Raw genomic sequence first — 18,281 nt, 5'->3', positions numbered from 1 at the left:
GGCCCCAGCTGGGAGTACGATCAAAGTAGATGAACGAACGTGCACAGTCGAGGGAGATGCCATGCACGAAGATGCTGATCTGTACCGGGCAGCAGAGCTTTACTACATCCAGGGCGCCACGATGGAGGCGGTCGCGGAACGGTTCAATGTCTCCCGCTCCACCGTCTCGCGGATGCTGCAGGCAGCGCGGGAGCGGGGCATCGTCCGGATCACCCTCTCGGCGCCGGTGGACACGCGCAATGAGCTGGTGCGGACTCTGCGGAAGTCCTTCGGTGTGACCACCTATCTGGCTGCGGCACCGGCTACGGCATCCAACGCCAAACGGCTGGAGGCCGCCGCCCGGCACGCAGCGGTGCTAATCCATGACTGGTTCACCGACGGGATGACCATGGCGGTGGCCTGGGGTACAACGACGTCGGCAGTCGCGGCCGCCCTCCAGCCGAAGCTCACCCGGGACGCGACCGTGGTGCAGATGAACGGCGCCGTGAGCGCCCGGTCGGCGCAGCTGAATGCCTCTCCTGGGCTGTTGACGCGGATGGCGGCCTCCTTTGACGCCGCGCTGATCCAGTTTCCGGCCCCTGCCTTCTTCGACGACGAACGGACGAGGGAACTGATGTGGCAGGAATCCACGGTACGGAGGGTGCTGGCGGTGCGGGCCGAGGCGGATTTGGCGGTGTTCAGCGTCGGCGCGTTCCAGGGACCCTCGCCCTCGGAGGTGTACAGCGGCGGCTACCTCACGGAGGACGCATTCCGCGAGTTCGCCGCGCAACGGGTGGTGGGCGATGTGTGTACGGTGTTCCTGCGCGAGGACGGCAGCTATGCGGACATCGGGCTGAACCGCCGCGCCTCCGGGCCCACACCGCAGGAACTGAGGCAGATTCCCCGCCGGCTCTGTGTGGTCTCGGGCGATCACAAGGTGCCGGGACTGCTCGCAGCGCTGCGGGCCGGCGTGATCACGGACCTGGTGCTCGACGACGGCACGGCCCGCACGCTGACCCGTCACCTGTCCCGGGGCGTTAGTCCCGCAGTTCCTCCCGGAGCGGCTTGAGTCCGGCTGGTACCTCTGCGCCGGTGACGGGTACGAAGGCGCAGCTGAACTCTCCGCGGTAGCCAAAGAGGAACCCGAACAGGGGATTCCGGACCTGCAGCTGGATCGTGTAGACCTGCCGCTCGTCGTCGTAGGCCTCGTACAGGTCCGCCGATCCGGTCAGGAACCGTGGCACGGTGAAGTGCAGCAGCCCTTCATGGAAGCGCAGAGCGGTGGAGCGCAGGTGCAGTGAGCCGTCCTCCCGGACAGCCAGGCGAAGATCCGTGGCCAGGTGCTGGTGGCTGCCGAGATAGTCCACCACGGTGCCGCGGGCTTCGCTGTAGACCATGGTCGCGTCGAACCGGCGCGGTTTGCCCGGGCGCATCTCCAGGGTGCGGGTGAACGTGACAGTGGGCCGCCCGAACCCGTCGGTGTAGGGATAGTTCTCGATGGTGAAGGGAACGTCCGTGCCGCGTTCGGGGAAGAGGATATTCCGGTACGCACCAACCTTCAGGAACGGTACCGTCCACCAGGCTCCGCGCCGCACTTCGGCGAAGACGCCGCGGCCCAGGCAGGCGTAGCCGGATGCCGGGTCCACACCGAAACGCTGCTGCAGCATCGGGTGCAGCCGGTCGAAATCCGGGCCGAGGGCGCGGGCAAAGATGGACTGGGCGTCACCGCTCATGCCGGTTCCGCCAGCGAAGCGAGCGACGACGGCGCCTGGCCGGCTCTGCGGTCCGGCGGATTCCGCAGGCAGCGGTCCGCCCGTGGAATGCTGGGATGCCGGGGGATCAGGCTGGCAGCGGCGGCAGCAGCGAAGGCGGTCAGTACGGTTGCCGGCCTCGGCCTCCGAAACACCAGAATGACGCCCGTGGCCACTGCGCCCAGCCGCGTGCCGCCGTCGAGCAGCCACCGGTTGCGGGTGCACCGGGGGTCCAGCTCCTCCTCGGCCCACAGCCGCAGCCGGTCGAAGCTCCAGGCGGTGGCCCAGCCAAGCAGCGGGCGGATGAGCGGCTTGTCCAGCCAGGTGCCGATCCGGCCCCAGCCCGGCGCAAAGTCGTAGCCGGTGATAAACCGGGTGCCGCCGTCGTTGGCTGGAACGTAGCGCCAGTAGCCTGCTCCCGGACCAATCGGGGACAACGGGTCCTTGGTGCTGAACTTCAGGACAGAGGTAGCGGCACCGCCCGCGCCTGTCCGCCCGCCCAGGGATACGCCGGTGCCGTGAACGGTGTGGAGCGGCAGCCTGAACTCGTAGCGGAATTCCTGCGGCGGTCCGTCCGTAAGCGGCACGATGGAACTGAACCGCAGGTCCCAGCGGGAGTGGAGATCCGGCTGCTGCGTCAGGTTCCAGACGGTGTCCAGCGGCGCACGGACCAGTATCTCCACATAAATCTGCTTCCCCATGAAGGGAGCCTACCGCTGGCGTGCCGGTTTCAAAGGCCGGGGTTGCTTAAAGTCCGGGGTTCTAAAGCCCGGGGGTATCTGCGTCCATGGTGCCGCGGGGTTCGCTCCAGCCGAGGTTGCCGGCCATCCGCTGCAGCACACCCACCAGCGCGGCATATTCCTCCTCGGACACCTCCGAGGTGAGCTGGTCCCGGATGCGTTCAACGGCGCCGCGCAGGTTCTCCAGGCTGCGCGATCCCAGCTCGGTCAGCGCATACTCGCCGTCCTGCACCGCAACCCAGCCGCTTTCGGCAAGTTCGTCGATCAGTTCCTTGGACGTGCCTGCCTCCACCGGGGGGAAGAACGGACGGAGCTGGTCTGAGAGCTCTTGTTCGGTGGCAGGCCCGTTGGTGAGCATGTTCATCATCTGCCACTGCCGGCGGGTGACGCCGTGCTCCTCGAAGCTGGCGCCGTACTGTTCATCGACCAGCTGATCCACCAGTTTGAGCCAAAATCCTATGGGACGTTCCTGGGTAGCCATCCCCCCACTGTACAAACCGAACCGGACGCTGGGAATGGCCGGAGTGTCCGGGCCGCAGGGCGTTACTGCAGCAGGGCGTGAATGTCCTCGGCGGTCAGGGCGGAACTGAAAACGGCGTCGTCATCCATGACCGAGGAGAACAGGGCGGCTTTTTGTTCCTTCAGGGCCATGACCTTTTCCTCAATGGTTCCGCTGGCGACCATCCGGTAGACCATCACGGACCGGGTCTGCCCGATCCGGTGGGTGCGGTCCACGGCCTGGGCTTCCGTGGCCGGGTTCCACCAGGGATCCAGCAGGAAGACGTAGTCCGCCTCCGTGAGGTTCAGGCCGAAACCGCCGGCCTTCAGGCTGATCAGGAACACCGGAGCTTCGCCATCCTTGAACCCGGAAATCACCTCGGCCCGGTTGCGCGTGGACCCGTCCAGATAGGCGTAGGGAATCCCGGCCGCCTCGAGCCGCTGGGCAGCGATCTTGAGGAAGGACGTGAACTGGCTGAAGACCAGGGCACGGTGCCCTTCCGCGGTTACGTCCTGAAGCTGCTCAAGCAGGGCATCCAGTTTGGCTGAGGGCACTCCCTGATTTTCCGGATCCACCAGGGAGGCGTCGAGGCTGAGCATGCGCAGCAGCGTCAGCGAGCGGAACACGATCATCCGGTTCCGGTCCATGTCCTGGAGCAGGCCCATCAGTTTCTGGCGTTCGCGCTGCAGGTGCGTCTCGTAGATTTTCCGGTGCTTGGGGCTCAGCTCCACCTCCAGGACCTGCTCCTGCTTGGCCGGCAGATCGGAGGCCACGGCTTCCTTGGTGCGGCGCAGCATCAGCGGTTTGATCCGGCGGCGGAGCCGGCCCAGCAGTTCCATGTCCTGGGACTTTTCGATCCTGCGTTGGTACTCCTCAGCGAACCTGCGGGCGGATGGAAACAATCCGGGTGCCACGATGGCGAACATGGACCACAGTTCCATGAGGTTGTTTTCCATGGGGGTGCCGGTGATCGCGAGCTTGAACGGCGCCGGCAGGTCCCGGGCACATTGATTGGCCCTAGTGGTGCGGTTCTTCACGAACTGCGCTTCGTCCAGGATCAGTCCGTCCCAGTCCTGTTCCCGGTAGGCGGCGAAGTCGAGCCGGAAGACGGCGTAGGACGTCACCACGATGTCTGCGCCGTCGATGATCTCGGCCAGCTTCCGGCGTGATTTGCTGCTGGTGTCGGTGACAGCCACAGCCCGCAGACCGGGGGTGAAGCGGGCGGCTTCGGAGATCCAGTTCGGCACCACTGACGTCGGCGCGACCACCAGGAACGGGCGGCGGGCCGGCTGGGTCTCCTGTTCCCGGGCTTTGCCCGCCTGGGTTTCCCGCGCCCGGGCGATCAGTGCCAGGGTCTGCAGCGTCTTGCCCAGACCCATGTCATCCGCCAGGACTCCGCCCAGCCCGTGGTCCCAGAGGAAGGCCAGCCAGTTGTACCCCTGGACCTGGTAGGGCCGGAGTTCGGCGTTCAAACCCGCCGGAAGCGGCACCGGCTCCACGGAGTCGAGTTCCAGGAGGCCGCTGACCGAGGACTTCCAGGCAGCGGCCTGCTCGGTTTCTTCCGCCAGCTCTTCGAGTTCCGCCCAGAGCCCGGCCTGGTACCGGCTGATCGACAGGGCACCGGTGTCCCATTCCTGCAGCGCCTGGGCCTCTTCAATCAGGGCATGGAGCTGTTCGAACTCCGGACGGTCCAGGGACATATAGGTGTTATCCACGAGCCTGAGCTTGGTTTTTCCCTTGGCGATGGCCTTGAAGACGTCAGCGAAGGCCACCTGCCGCCCGTCCACGGTGATCATCACCGCGAGGTCGAACCAGTCCCGGCGTTCGGTCTCCACCGTGGTGATCTTCAGTTTCGGCGCCGAGGTCAGTTCGCGGTAGTCCGGCCGCTCACCGAGGATATCGACCCGGATTCCATCGGCTTTCTGCAGTTTCGGAAGCGTGTATTCGCTGAACTCGGCGGTATCGATGTCCTGCAGGACGGTATTCCGCGGTGCGGTGCCGAGCACCTGCGTGGCGGTGGCCAGGACGTCGGCTTCGGCTCCCAGATCCCGGGCCGCCGGTCCGCCGGCGGCGGGGTGCGCGTCCAAGGGAATCCGGTGGGCACTGGTGCCCTGCCGGTACTCGTATTCCCAGGCCAGAGCCAGCAGATGATCGGGCTGGAAGGACGCGGTGAGGACCAGCAGCGGCGGCTCGACCTCCGGGAACTGCACGGACTCGTCGCTGCTGGTTACCGGCAGCACCTGACGGAGCTTCGGATAGAACTTCTCCAGGAACAGGGCGGTATCTGCCTGGGGAATGGTGACCGGTGCGTTCCCGGCCAGTAGAGCGCGGTCCTGCTCGGTGAGGGTCCGCGGACTCGGTGCCAGCAGGATCGTTCCGTTGGCTGAGCGGACGTACAGGCCGTGGCTTCCGATGATGCCTGCCGTATCCAACGGATAGTGCTGGGCATCGATTTCCAGGCTGGGAAGCAGCTGCAGCGGCGCCGAGTCTCCGGCAGCGGTGGCCCGGACATCGAGGGCCAGGATGGCCTCGGCGCCGAGCTGCACGGTGATGTCCTTCTTGGTGCCGACAAATTCCACACCCAGACGCTGTGCCTCTTCCAGCAGCTGCCAGAGCAGCGGATTGGCGAAGTCATCCAGATAAAGCCAGGAGTCGTTCTGCCCGAAGTAGGTCACGCCGTTGGACCGGTGCAGGGCCGGGAACTGGGAGAACCAGCGGTGCTGTTCCGGATCGAATTTCAAGCCGTACGTCTGGTAAGCGAGGTTGGTCCACGCCAGGTTGTTCTTGACCCAGGCGCCCCGGGCGTTACGCACCACCGGCCGGACCCCAAGCCGCCAGGCCGGTGCCCGGGTGCCGCGCCGCGAAGGCGGGGGACCCCACACGCCGCTGGCGCCGCCGTCGCGCCTGCGCAGTTCAAACTGCAGGCCCAGGGGAGTGGTGTGCCGTGGCTCGCTGCTTTCCGTGCCTTCGAGCAGGTGCTGGAGGGATTGCTGCCAGGCCGGGACGGCGGGCGTGGCCGGAGGGCTGCGCAGCTCCTGCCGGCTGATCAGGTGTTCGGTGTTGCTCTGCAGGGCTGCTGCGGCGACGTGCTTGCAGTCGTAGCCCACCGGGCAGCTGCAATGGTTGTCCGCCAGGCGGTAGTCGCCCTGCCGTTTGGGTTCCAGGACCAGCATGGTGCGGTACGGCGTATTGGCGTGTCCGCGCACCCTTGCCCGCAGCACGTTTTCGGGCGAATCCCAGTCCAGGGACTCCACCGCACCGCCCTTGGCGTAGCTCTGCCCCCGCTGAAAAGCGGTGCCGCCGACCACACGGATGATATCGGTGACATCAACGAGGGGCATGGTCGCAGGCATAAAAATATCGTCTCACGCAGCACCGACGGCGCTTCACGAAGCCTCAAGACTGCAGGTCAGAAGTGCCCGCGTGTCTCCGTTTAGCCTTCCGCAGCGGGGACAGGTAGCATCGCCTGTAACGCGGATCACAATGGCGTGATTCGCGTGCAAGCTATTTCGTGCCGGCTATTGAGTGCAGGCCGAACGAACAAACTCGTAGACCGCGGCCGTGAATTCCGGCGGCGGTTCCAGACGCACCTGCCCGCGGTAGCCGCCGGCCTCGATCTCCAGCGGCAGCCGGGTGCCGACCTTATCCTCAGCCAGTGCGTGGACATCGCAGCGCATGGGGACAATATGCAGTTCCAGCACGGACGGCGCATCGTTGCCGGAAATCTCCACCTGCCGCGGCCAGGGTTTGCCGGGGGCCTCGGTGATCAGAGTGGTGGTGCCGATCGCGTCCACGGTAAGGCTTCCGTCCCCGCCGGTCGGAGTCACAGCAACAGAGATCACTGTGCTTCGGCCGTCTTCGCTGACGCCCAGGCCCGCCGGGAGCGCGATGACGGCCACCTCATCCACCGCCTGCTGCAGGCAATCCTGCCCATGGACCCCCGCCAAAGAGGAGTAGGGGTCCGGTGCCGCCACGGAATGGGTGCTGCCGTCGCCGAGCGTGAGCCGGACGGAGGCTGCGTTGTCCCCGGAGCTGTCCGCCCCGGACGGGTCGGTCCCACCAGCGCAGACCGCGGCCGGCAGCGCAGCAGGCAGCGCAACCCGGCCGCCGGGCCGCACGGTGGTGCCGTCACCGTCGGCGGGTACCCACGGGGCGGGACCGGTATACCAAGGAGAGTCCAGGGCAGCGGCCGTGATTTCCAGGTCCGTCTCCGTGCCGTTGCTGATGACCAGATTCACGCTGCGCTCGCCGATGCTGAGCCGGCTCACGGTGAGGCTGGCGCTGATTCCGGCTGGCTGGGTCTGAGGTGCCTGCTGTGCCTGCGGTGCCGGAGCTTCCGGCGGCGCCGGCTCCTGCCGCAGCAGAGCCGGGACGGTCTGCAGCAGGACCCCGAGGGCGACCGCGAAGATCATGACGGCGAAGACCCGGCCGACGACGGCGTCGTCGAGCCGGTGCGCGGCCCGTGCGGCGGTGAGGGACGCGGCCATCGCGGCGGCGGCGAAGCTGGCTGTCAGGGCCCAGTCGATGGACAGGTCCTCGAGATGCGCGGCGAATCCGGAGGCTGAGTTGATGCTGATGATGACCAGCGACGTGCCGACGGCGCGCGGGATGGGAAGTCCCAGCAGCAGGGTCAGGGCCGGAATGATCAGGAAGCCGCCGCCCACGCCCAGCATCCCGGTCAGGAAACCGACGGCCAGTCCCGTCGGGATGCCGCGCAGCGCCAGGGTTCCCCTGTTCCGCGCACTGGAAGCCGTTGGAGGCCGTCCGGAAGGACGCGAAACACTGAGCATCCGCAGGCCGGCCACAATCATGATGCCGGCGAAGATGAGCATCAGCCAGTCCGGGTCCAGCAGGGAGCCGGCTGCGGCCCCGGCCCAGGACGCGGGAATGCCAGCCAGACCGATGATCAGGACCAGCGGCCAGCTGACATCCGACCGCAGCCGGGGGATGGCGCCGGCAATCGAGGCCAGCCCAACGACGACGAGGGAGGTGGGTACCGCCTCTTCCGGGCTGAGCCCCACCACGTAGACCAGGGCCGGGACCGCGATGATCGCCCCGCCGGCTCCGACCAGGCCCACCACTGTGCCGACCAGCAGCCCTCCGGCGAGTCCGATCAGCACCATGTCCATGGTGGCAAGAGTCCCAGAGTCGGGCTGCAGGGAAAAGACTGCGGACCCCGCCGGCGTCGTACCCGCGGTAGTGCTTACCTCAGCGGATTGAAGGGCCGGATGGCGTCCGGGGTGGAACCGGTGACAATCTGCTCCGCGAGGAGCTTGCCGGTGGCCGGACCCAGCACGATTCCCCACATGCCGTGACCGCCGGCCACATAGACTCCCGGTGCCTTCGTGGCGCCAATCAGGGGCAACCCGTCCGGTGTGACCGGGCGCGGCCCAACCCAGATGTCCTGGAGTTCGGTGAGATCCATGTTCTGGAACAGCGGCCGCACCGAGTCAAGGATGGCATCGATCCGGCCGGTCTGCAGCGGCTCGTCCGGGCCGCGGAACTCCATGGTCCCGGCGATGCGCAGCCGGCCCTGGTACGGCGTGCAGGCAACGCGGCGGGCGGGAAAATAGATAGGGAACTCAGCCGGCTGGTCCGTGGCCACGCTGAACGAGTAGCCGCGTCCCGCCTGCACCAGGGTCTTCACGCCCAGCGGACGGGCGAGCTTGGGCAGCCACGCACCCGTGGCGAGAATAACGACGTCGGCCGCAACCGGCTCCTGGGCATAGGTTTCGACGGCGATCCCGGACGGCCCGTGCCGCAGGGACCGTACCTCTGATCCCGTGATGATGCGGCCGCCGCGCTCCCGGACCGCTGCAGCCAGAGCCTCGACGAACGGTCCCGGTTCCAGGAAGCGCTGGCCTTCCATGGCGTACACCGACTCCACATTGGCGGAGAGCTGGGGAACCTTCAGTTGGGCGTTTTCCAGCCGCTCCAGCGGAACCTGCTGGCCGGCTGCTTCCACATGGTGGATTTCCTCGACGAACGGCACGGATTGCGCTTCCTTTTCGAAGCCGATAATGAACGGCCCCTTGCGTGTCTGTGCCTGGACGCCGGCATCGGTGAGCTCGTCGAAGCAGTCCAGGGCCATCCGGTCGATCGGGGTGAGTGCTGCCATCGCCTTGGCCCAGGCACCGGGGGTTGCGTGTGCGGCGAAGCGGAGCAGGAAGGCCCACAGCTTGGGATCCAGCCGGGCCGGAATGTGCAGCGGAGCGGCAGGATCCAGCAGTGCTTTCGCCCCGTAGCTCCACAGTGACGGATCCGAGAGCGGCATCGCCATGCCCGGGGTCAGCCAGCCGGCGTTGCCCCAGGATGCTCCGGCGCCCACTCCGGACCGATCCAGGACCGTGACCTCGACTCCCTGTTCCTGGAGATGCCAGGCGGTGGAAAGTCCGACCATGCCCGCTCCGACGACGACGGCGGTACGCGGGGCTGCGGCGCGGGGGTACATAAGAGCTCCTAGGGATCGACTGAGGCAGGTGGCTTCAGTGCAATCGTCGAATAATCCACATCCCTTAGGCAATGGTTTTGTAGAAAATTCTCTGTAGGGTCACCTCCATGACAAATGATTCGAGCGCGGCTGATTTTTCCAGCGTTGTACCGAAGGAACGGCGGGGCCTGGATCCGGTAGACCGCAGGATCCTCGAGCTTCTTCAGGAAGATGCCCGGATGCCGAACAATGCCATTGCCGCCGCCGTCGGCGTTGCTCCCTCCACCTGCCACGGGCGGATTCGAGCACTGCAGGACAGCGGGGTGATCCGCGGTTTCCATGCCGATGTCGATCCGGCGGCCACCGGCCGGGGACTGCAGGCGATGATCGCGATCCGGCTCCATGCCCACGCCCGTTCCAATTTGGCGACGTTTAAGGACTATTTAGCCCGGCTGCCCGGAGTGGAGAGCATTTTCTTTGTGACCGGGGACCGGGATTTCCTGATCCATGTGGCTTTGTCCGACTCGGAAGCGCTGCGGGACCTGGTGGCCCACAACATCAGCGTTCATCCGGAGGTGGCCGGGACTAATACCAGCGTGATCTTCGAGTACGTCTCCGTGCGGCGGCCTGCGGGCTGAGGAGTTTCCTTGTGCTATCTTGGACCTGATAAATCTGATTTATTACTGGCTCAGCCACGAGCAAATCAGATGTAATGGAGCGTCTGAGGAGTTTTGCCATGCCGTTGGCGGACAAGCCGTATACCCCACTGGTGGTTATGGGAGTGCAAGGTTGTGGCAAGTCCACAGCGGGCCAGGCAGTTGCCGCCCGCCTGGGACTGCCCTTCCTGGATGGAGATGACCTTCATTCGGTCAGCAACAAACAGAAAATGGCCTCCGGGCATCCCCTAACCGATGCCGACCGCGAACCGTGGCTGCGTGCCATCGGACGTGAGCTGGCTGCGGGCCTGCAGAGGGGAACCGCCACGGTGATCGCCTGCTCTTCCCTGAAGCGGCAGTACCGAGACCTGATCCGCTCCTATGCACCCGAGACCCAGTTCATTCACCTGGACGGATCCAGGGAACTGATCGCGGAGCGGCTCACCCAGCGCGACCACGAATACATGCCACCCACGCTGCTGGATTCCCAGTTCGCAACCCTGGAACCCCTCGGTGAGGACGAAGCCGGCATCCGGCTGGACATCTCGCTGAGCCTCGACGAAATCGCGGCCGCCGCAGCGGAAGCCTTCGCCCCGGCCGGGCACTGAGCCCGGCTTACTCACCTCACCCTGATAGGACAACGATGACCGATCTTGAGCTCAACTGGACGCTGGGTACACCCGGCCTCCTGTTGGTCGCAGTTGCAGCCATTGCGCTGCTCCTTGTGCTGATTATGAAGTTCCGCATCCATGCGTTCCTGGCACTGATCACGGTTTCCGTGCTTACCGCCATCGCAACCGGCGTTGCGGCGGCTGACCTGGTACCCACGCTGCTGAGCGGCTTCTCCTCGACCCTGGGCAGCGTCGCGCTGCTCGTTGGCCTTGGCGCCATGCTGGGCCGCATGCTGGAAGTCTCCGGCGGCGCGGAAGTGCTGACCAACGCGTTGATCAACAAGTTTGGCCAGAAACGGGCCTCGCTGGCCCTCTCCGTGGCCTCGCTGCTGTTCGGCTTCCCGATCTTCTTCGACGCAGGCCTCGTGGTCATGCTGCCGATCATCTTCACCGTTGCCCGCCGTATGGGCGGCTCCCTGCTGACCTACGCCTTCCCCGCAGCGGCCGCATTCTCCGTGATGCATATCTTCGTTCCGCCGCACCCCGGCCCCGTGGCAGCCACCGGCCTGTTGGGCGCCGACGTCGGACTGGTCCTGATCTTCGGCCTGCTCGTCGCGATCCCCACCTGGTACCTGACCGGCTACCTCTTCGGCCACTTCCTGGGCCGCAAGTTCAACATCCCGGTTCCGACCATCCTGGACGCTCCGAAGGGTTCCGCTGAGTCGGAGTTCCGCTCCAGCCCCAGCCTGGGCACCATCATCACCCTGCTGGTCCTGCCGTTCATCCTGATCTTCCTGAACACCGGCCTGAACATGGCTGCTGCAGCAGAACTCGTATCCCTCGAGGACACCTGGGTGCAGGTGCTGCGTACGTTCGGTGAAACCCCGATCGCCCTGCTGATCACCGTGTTCCTGGCCATGTGGCTGCTGGGTCGCCGCCAGGGCAAAAAGGGCACCCTCATCGAGACTGTCGTGGACAGCGCCCTCGGCCCGGTATGTTCCATCATCCTCATCACCGGTGCCGGCGGAATGTTCGGTGGCGTGCTGCGTGCCAGCGGTATCGGCAACGCCATCGCCGACTCACTCGATGCCATCGGCCTGCCGGTCATCGTTGCAGGCTTCGTGATCGCTGCCATCGTCCGTATGGCACAGGGTTCGGCTACTGTCGCCCTGACCACCGCCGCCGCCCTGGTGCAGCCCGTTGTCCTGGACAACCCGGACTTCAACGCCGTGCAGACCGTCGCGATCGTCCTGGCCCTGGCTGCCGGTTCGGTCTTTGCCGGCCACGTGAACGACTCCGGCTTCTGGCTGGTGAGCCGCTTCTTCCAGATGGACACCAAGACCACGCTGAAGACCTGGACCGTCGGGCAGGCGCTGATCGGCGCCGTCGGCTTCATCCTGGCCCTTGCGATCTACCTGGTCGCATCGAGCGTCTAACAATGTAGTACGGCCGGGGGCGGCAGCAGCTGCCCCCGGCCGCTTTGGCATCACCGCCCCGTTGGTGCTGGTGGTGCAGGAAAGGAATGCAGCACATGGCTGAGAACATGTTCGATATTTCCGGGCGGATCGCCCTGGTCACCGGATCAAGCCGGGGGATCGGCAACGCGATTGCCCGCGGCCTTGCCCGTGCCGGAGCGGTTGTGGTCCTCAACGGCCTCGACGGCGACAGGCTGGAGAAGGCCCGGGCCGCTCTGGCTTCCGAGTTCGGTGATGACCGGATCTTCGCCCGCCAGTTCGACGTCACCGATGCGGAAGCAGCGGCCGACGGCGTTGCCTGGGTGGAGCGCGAAGTTGGTCCGCTGTCGATTCTGGTCAACAATGCCGGAGTGCAGCACCGTGTGCCGATGCTGGACCTCGACGTCGCCGATTGGGAGCGCGTGATGCGCACCAACCTCACCAGTGCTTTCCTGGTGGGCCGGGAGGCTGCACGGCACATGATTCCGCGCGGTGCCGGGAAGATCATCAACATTGCGTCGGTGCAGACCGACCTGGCACGTCCCACCATTGCCCCGTACACCGCCTCCAAGGGCGGCATCCGGAACCTCACCCGTGCGATGACGGCGGAGTGGGCCGGCGAAGGCCTGCAGATCAACGCGATCGCTCCGGGTTACATCCACACGGAAATGACCCAGAACCTGGTTGATGACGAGGCGTTTAACTCCTGGATTCTGGGACGTACCCCGGCCAAGCGCTGGGGAACCGTGGAGGACATCGTGGGTCCGGCCATCTGGCTGGCTTCGGATGCATCCAACTTCATTAACGGTCAGGTCGTCTTTATTGACGGCGGCATGACCACCGTGGTCTGAAAGGCGGAACGATGATTCCTGAAAGTGTTCTTGGCGTTGTAGCCCATGGTGCCGGTGACCTGCGGGTTGAGCCCGTAGACCTGGCTGCTCCCGGCGCCGATGAAGCCGTTATTGAGGTTTCCTACGGCGGTGTCTGCGGGTCCGATCTGCACTACTGGCAGCACGGTGCGGCAGGGGAGTCCATCCTGAAGGCGCCGATGCTTCTTGGCCACGAAGTAGTGGGCCGCGTGGCTCGTGCCGCGGCGGACGGATCGGGTCCGGCTGTGGGTACGGCTGTGGCCGTGCATCCGGCGACCCCGGGCCCGGGCGACGGATCACGCTACCCCGAGGACCGGCCGAACCTCTCTCCGGGGTGCACGTATCTTGGCAGTGCGGCGCGGTTCCCGCACACCGAAGGTGCCTTCGCCCGGTACGTGAACCTTCCGACGCGGATGCTCCGGGTGCTTCCGGAGGAACTGCCGATGCGCCGTGCTGCTCTCGTGGAGCCGGCTGCTGTCGCCTGGCACGCTGTCTCACGTGCTGGCGATGTGCGCGGCAAGCGGGTTCTGGTTATCGGTTCCGGTCCGATCGGTGCGCTGATCACGGCTGTGCTGAAGGCCCGCGGCGCCGGTGAGATCATCACCACCGACATGCACGAGCAGCCTCTGGCTACCGCCCGCAAAGTGGGAGCGGACCGGTCGATCCTGGCGACGGATGCCGAGGCTATCGCCGCTGTGGACGCGGATATCTGCTTCGAATCTTCCGGCAGCTACCGTGGCCTGATGTCCGCCGTGCAGGGCGCAACCCGTGGCGGCCGTGTTGTGATGGTCGGTCTGTTGCCTTCGGGTGAGCAGCCGGCGCTGATCTCCCTGGCGATCACGCGGGAGCTGGAACTGGTTGGCTCCTTCCGCTTCAACGATGAGATCGACGAGGTGATTGCAGCCCTGGCTGACGGGACCCTGCAGATTGATCCTGTCGTCACGCACGAGTTCGCGGCCGAGGATGCCTTGGAGGCATTCGGTGTTGCCCGGGACGCCTCCGTGAGCAGCAAGGTCCTGCTGCGTTTTGGTGGGGCGGAGTAGCTTCTCCGGAACGGTCCTTTCGGCACGCTTGCTTTAGCAGGACGGGTGCATCTGTTCATGAACAGGTGCACCCGTCCTTTTGCGTGGGGCGGTGTACCCGTTGGTGGGGCTGTATTCGTTGGACGGGCTTGCCGGACCGGTAGGAGAAGCGGATTCGATACGTCCGCCGCGTCACCGGACTACTGGGCGGGCGGCGCCCCGGGCAGGGACGGTGCTGTGGATTCGTACGCGTGGCCGGTGGGTGTGACGGTTCGGACGGTGTGGCGCTGTCCTGGGATGCCGGTGATATCTGCGGTCCAGCCGGGTGCTTCCTTAGCCTGGTTGCAGGCTTCGCAGAGTCCTTGTCCGTTGGCGTAGTTGGTTGGTCCGCCGGAGGAACGGGGACGGATGTGGTCGATGTGCCGGATCGGTGCATCGCACCACGGTGTCCGGCACGTCTGGTCGCGGGTACGGATCAACCTTGCCAAGCCCGGAGGGAAGTAACGGGCTTTGGAATCCATGCCGATCAGTTCACCCGTTTCGGGGTTCAGGAAGAGCCGGCGCAGCGTGACAAGGGGTTGTTCGCGAACACCGTGCTTGGCTTTACGGCGGACGGGCCCAGGACCAACGGTGTCCGCACGGGCATGACTGTAGATGTGCTCCTGCGACGGAACCTGGCGTGGGTTTGCGCCTGGGGCCGGGTCTGGGTCTGGGGCTGGGTCGGTGAACGGCGTTCTGTCTCCGCCGGGTGGGATGAGGTAACCCGGTGGGTTGTGTTGACCGGGCGGGTTCTGCCGATCGGGTGGGAGGCTGTCGCTCGGAGGGATGCGCCGTTCAGGCTGGTTGTGCCGACCGGGCGCGAGGCGGTCGCCAGGCGCATGGTTGTCGGCGGTCAGGTCCGGCTCCTCTACGCGAAGTGCGCCGGTGATGAGATCCCTGGCCCATTGCCCGGGAACGACGCCGTACCCGGGGAAGTATGCTGGGTCGTCGCCGCCTCCGTCGCTGCCTCCCTCAACGTCGCAGATGCCGTTCGGCTGCTTGTTTATGGGTGACGAAGGTGTTGCGACCGGTGGAGCGGACAAAGTTTGCTCGGCATCGGCATCGGCATCGGCATCGGCATCGGCATCGACATCGACATGGCGGCAGCCTCCTGCCTGCTTGGATTGATAGGCACTGCTGAAGAGGGTCCGGTCGGTGATCACGAGCTGGACCTCGACCGGTACCTGGGATGCGGTTGCTTGCCCGGTGATCCGTTCCACCAGGGTGTCGGCCATGATTTGGCCCCGGCCGCGTTCGTCCCCTGAGGAACGCAGGGAGTCAGCGGCCCGGGATAAGGCGGTGAATACTGCTACGCCCTGGGCGACGGGCAGCAGTCCGGTCAGATAGGACATGGTGTCCGGTGCCGGACGGCAGGAAACGTATCTGTCGGCGACGGCTTTGGCATGACGGCGGACCTGGGAGGCAGGATCAATGGCCTGCGTGAGGGTCCTGATCCTGGCGATGAGTTTGCGGTCCCCGATTCCTTCCAGTGCGGCGGGGTTGCCGCAGACCAGGGCGTCGACCCGGCGCCGGTCTTCCACGTCGAGGCAGGCGGTTTCCCGGACCAGGAGGGTGGCTCGCCATTCGTTGAGTACTCCGGTGGATAGGGCGTGGAGGGTGTGGGGCATTTCGTGGACCAGGGCTTTGCCAAGGCCGAGGTGCCTGCCTCCGCGGTGGGGTGAGTCCCGGCGGGCCAGTGCGATTTGGGCTCCTACTCCACGGCTGAGTTGGGCGGCGGGTAGTCCTGCCTGGGTCTGGGCCTGGCGTTGGGAGGCATCAAAGGCTGCCGCTGCCCGGGCCTGCGCTGCAGCGGCTGCGGCTTTGAGTTCTTCCAGCACCCTGGTCAGGTCAATCAGATCCGCATCGTTCAGACGGGCTGGATCAACATCTTTCAGGTGGCTGATCCATTCACAGACATCGGCGATTGACGGCTGCCTTGCTGAGTGAAGAGGAGAGCGTGCAAACTGCGGGTTGGAACCCGCATGCGTAACTGAGGATTTTGCGGGAAAATTGCCAGCCGGAGAACGACGACTAAGACCCGGCACGGGCAGCTCAGTTTCCGCCCAGTGGGTCCCGTCGCGTAGGCCTGCTTCCATCTCCAACATGGTCAAAGGCTAGAAACAAACAACCATGCCAGGACCGGTAGGGAGACAAAATGTGGATAAGTAACTCTGCCCACGGTCGCGGCACACACCTGTGGAGGACAAGACACGTCGACAAGTCTCGTTCCCGCCGCTCCGCGCCGCTCCGCCGCTGCCCCCGCCCGCACCGCCGCCCGCCGCTCCGCGCCGCTCCGCCGCTGCCCCCGCCGTCCCGCCGCTGCCCCCGCCGTCCCGCCGCTGCCCCCGCGGCCGGACCACCCCGACCTACCCCTCCGAAACCTCCGGCTGCGCAAAGATCCGAGGCTCGTCCTTCCAGACACTCTCAACTTCGGACTTTGTCCGCCGCATGATTTGGTCCATCGCGGCACGCGCTTCTTCAGGCTGACCCGCCTGAATGGCGTTGGCGACGTCGACGTGCCATTGCAGCGCTTCCTCATGCGGATGGGTGGGCATGAGCCCATAGTCGGTCCGGCCGCGAAGGACCTCAGCGATCATGGACTGCATCTGGCTGAACATTTCATTCCCTGACGCCGCGAGAACCAGAGCGTGATAGTGAATATCCAGCTCCAGGAACTGCTGCAAATCTCCGGCACGCCCCACAGCACGCATCTTCGCGGCAACAGCCATGAGTTCGGCAGCCATGTCTTCCGGAGCGTATTGCGCCGCTAATTCGGCAGCAGCAGGCTCGACGGCGGAACGCAGTTCGGTCAGGGACCTCAGCTGGGCACCCTTGCCCGCCTTGGCTGCGAGCCGCCACCGCACAATGTAGGGATCGAACACGTTCCAGGATGTTTCAGGGAGAACCCGGATCCCCACGCGCTTGACCGTCTCCACGAGGCCCAGGGACTGCAGCACCCGGACCGCTTCGCGGGCAACAGACCGGGAGACATTCAGCTCCGACTCGAGCTGTTCGGAAAGCATGGTGTCACCGGGCACCAGTTCGCAGGAAACAATCCTGCGCCCGAGCGATTCGATGACCAGGCTGTGCAGGCGCGAACTCATGGGAGTCTTCGGGTAGCAGTCACCCAGACATCATATGCAACAGGGGGCACATCAGTTCTGCGGTTTGACCACTGGAAACATTCCGTTGGGTTCTTCACCCTCTTCATAATGGCTGGCGGCAGGACCCACGATCAGCTGATCCGGCGCGTGCGCCACGGACAGGTCTTTATTGGGATAATCGACGCCGTTCAGGACGAAGCGCATTGCTTCAAGCCGGGCGCGTTTTTTGTCGTTGGATTTCACCACCGTCCACGGAGCATCGCCGGTGTCCGTATAAAAGAACATGGCTTCCTTGGCTTGGGTGTAGTCATCCCATTTGTCCAAGCTGGCCAGGTCGGTGGGGGAGAGCTTCCACTGCTTCACCGGATCCGTTTCGCGCGCCGCAAACCGGGCCACCTGCTCGGCCCGGCCCACCGAGAACCAGAGCTTGCGCAGCAGGACACCGGAATTCACCAGCATCCGTTCCAGCTCCGGCACCTCCCGCATGAACTCCAGATACTGGGCGGGGGTGCAGTAATTCATCACGCGCTCGACGCCGGCACGGTTGTACCAGGAACGGTCCATCATGACGATCTCCCCGCCACTGGGAAGACGTGCGACATAGCGCTGGAAATACCACTGTGTGCGTTCCTGCTCACTGGGTTTTTCCAATGCGACAACGCGTGCACCGCGGGGATTCAGATGTTCGTTAAACCGCTTGATCGCACCGCCCTTCCCGGCAGCGTCACGGCCCTCAAAGATGATCAGCATTTTCTGGCCGGTTTCTTTGACCCACAGCTGCATCTTCAGCAATTCGATCTGCAGCTGACGTTTTTGCCGTTCATAGGAGCGGCGGGAGAGCTTTTTGTCGTACGGATAATTGTGCGTCCAGGCGGCGGCTTCAACCTTTTCCTGAACAGTTCCCGTCTTGGAACCGAGCTCTTCCAGCTCGTCGAGTTCCGCCGCGTAGTCCTCGGCCACGGATACGCGGCCGCCGTCGTCGTCAGGCCCGGCCCGCCCGGACCTCCCGTCCTGCCCGTCCCGCCCTGCCAGCTCCTGCGCCAGCGCGTTCGGAGTGCCGGACTTGGATGCGTTCTTGCCCGTGGCCATGGGATCTCCTCGTGAGGGGTTGCACCACCGAATTTACG

The 18,281-nt window shown here is 65.3% G+C and carries 15 protein-coding genes; 6 read left to right on the top strand and 9 right to left on the bottom strand.

The genetic code is table 11. The features are described from left to right. The first annotated feature begins 61 nt into the window (after window positions 1–61). Window positions 62–1,048, top strand: a complete 987-nt coding sequence (locus H9639_RS14565) for a sugar-binding transcriptional regulator (protein WP_191808795.1) — start codon at window positions 62–64, stop codon at window positions 1,046–1,048. Here H9639_RS14565 and H9639_RS14560 read toward each other — a convergent pair. From H9639_RS14560 to H9639_RS14535, 6 genes are all read right to left on the bottom strand, one after another. Further along, a complete protein-coding gene (locus tag H9639_RS14560) occupies window positions 1,017–1,712 on the bottom strand; it encodes a DUF4166 domain-containing protein (RefSeq protein WP_191808794.1) in 696 nt (231 codons plus the stop codon). The two genes, H9639_RS14565 and H9639_RS14560, sit on opposite strands and share 32 nt — an antisense overlap. Further along, a complete protein-coding gene (locus H9639_RS14555) occupies window positions 1,709–2,431 on the bottom strand; it encodes an SRPBCC family protein (protein WP_191808793.1) in 723 nt (240 codons plus the stop codon). Before H9639_RS14555 ends, H9639_RS14560 begins: the two co-directional genes overlap by 4 nt. Before the next feature lie 61 nt (window positions 2,432–2,492). Beyond that, window positions 2,493–2,951, bottom strand: coding sequence for a MarR family winged helix-turn-helix transcriptional regulator (locus H9639_RS14550; RefSeq protein WP_191808792.1), 459 nt, complete (start codon window positions 2,949–2,951; stop codon window positions 2,493–2,495). A 62-nt stretch (window positions 2,952–3,013) separates the two neighbouring features. Further along, window positions 3,014–6,322: a DEAD/DEAH box helicase gene (locus tag H9639_RS14545; protein WP_191808791.1), complete on the bottom strand. Its 3,309-nt coding sequence runs from the start codon at window positions 6,320–6,322 to the stop codon at window positions 3,014–3,016. Between the two features lie 165 nt (window positions 6,323–6,487). Further along, window positions 6,488–8,098: a sulfite exporter TauE/SafE family protein gene (locus tag H9639_RS14540; RefSeq protein WP_225219640.1), complete on the bottom strand. Its 1,611-nt coding sequence runs from the start codon at window positions 8,096–8,098 to the stop codon at window positions 6,488–6,490. A gap of 74 nt (window positions 8,099–8,172) precedes the next feature. Then, a complete protein-coding gene (locus H9639_RS14535; RefSeq protein ID WP_191808790.1) occupies window positions 8,173–9,420 on the bottom strand; it encodes an NAD(P)/FAD-dependent oxidoreductase in 1,248 nt (415 codons plus the stop codon). A 107-nt stretch (window positions 9,421–9,527) separates the two neighbouring features. Between H9639_RS14535 and H9639_RS14530 the strand changes: the two genes are divergently transcribed. The 5 genes from H9639_RS14530 to H9639_RS14510 all read left to right on the top strand — a co-directional run bounded on the left by H9639_RS14530 (window position 9,528) and on the right by H9639_RS14510 (window position 14,032). After that, window positions 9,528–10,037 carry an Lrp/AsnC family transcriptional regulator gene (locus H9639_RS14530; protein ID WP_191808789.1) on the top strand — a complete coding sequence of 170 codons (510 nt, stop codon included), beginning with the start codon at window positions 9,528–9,530 and terminating at the stop codon, window positions 10,035–10,037. Between the two features lie 98 nt (window positions 10,038–10,135). Then, on the top strand, window positions 10,136–10,663 hold the full coding sequence (locus tag H9639_RS14525) for a gluconokinase (protein ID WP_225217495.1): 528 nt from the start codon (window positions 10,136–10,138) through the stop codon (window positions 10,661–10,663). 35 nt (window positions 10,664–10,698) lie between these two features. After that, entirely contained in the window at window positions 10,699–12,102 is a 1,404-nt protein-coding gene (locus tag H9639_RS14520) for a GntP family permease (RefSeq protein WP_191748704.1), read from the top strand. Window positions 12,103–12,197: 95 nt separating this feature from the next. Beyond that, on the top strand, window positions 12,198–12,971 hold the full coding sequence (locus tag H9639_RS14515) for an SDR family oxidoreductase (protein WP_191808788.1): 774 nt from the start codon (window positions 12,198–12,200) through the stop codon (window positions 12,969–12,971). A gap of 11 nt (window positions 12,972–12,982) precedes the next feature. Beyond that, the gene (locus tag H9639_RS14510) at window positions 12,983–14,032 is read left to right on the top strand and encodes an L-idonate 5-dehydrogenase (RefSeq protein ID WP_191808786.1); all 1,050 of its coding nucleotides are present in this window, start codon (window positions 12,983–12,985) and stop codon (window positions 14,030–14,032) included. A gap of 179 nt (window positions 14,033–14,211) precedes the next feature. Here the strand turns inward: H9639_RS14510 and H9639_RS16940 are convergent, their stop codons facing one another. From H9639_RS16940 to ppk2, 3 genes are all read right to left on the bottom strand, one after another. Continuing rightward, on the bottom strand, window positions 14,212–15,888 hold the full coding sequence (locus H9639_RS16940; RefSeq protein WP_318242107.1) for an HNH endonuclease: 1,677 nt from the start codon (window positions 15,886–15,888) through the stop codon (window positions 14,212–14,214). Window positions 15,889–16,416: 528 nt separating this feature from the next. Further along, on the bottom strand, window positions 16,417–17,154 hold the full coding sequence (locus H9639_RS14495) for a FadR/GntR family transcriptional regulator (protein ID WP_191808785.1): 738 nt from the start codon (window positions 17,152–17,154) through the stop codon (window positions 16,417–16,419). A gap of 51 nt (window positions 17,155–17,205) precedes the next feature. Then, on the bottom strand, window positions 17,206–18,243 hold the full coding sequence (ppk2, locus tag H9639_RS14490; RefSeq protein WP_191808784.1) for a polyphosphate kinase 2: 1,038 nt from the start codon (window positions 18,241–18,243) through the stop codon (window positions 17,206–17,208). Window positions 18,244–18,281: the final 38 nt, after the last annotated feature.

It is taken from the genome of Arthrobacter gallicola (assembly GCF_014836775.1).
GTDB lineage: Bacteria > Actinomycetota > Actinomycetes > Actinomycetales > Micrococcaceae > Arthrobacter_B > Arthrobacter_B gallicola.
Note: the sequence above shows the minus strand (reverse complement) of the source record. Positions and strands in the feature narration are given on the sequence as shown.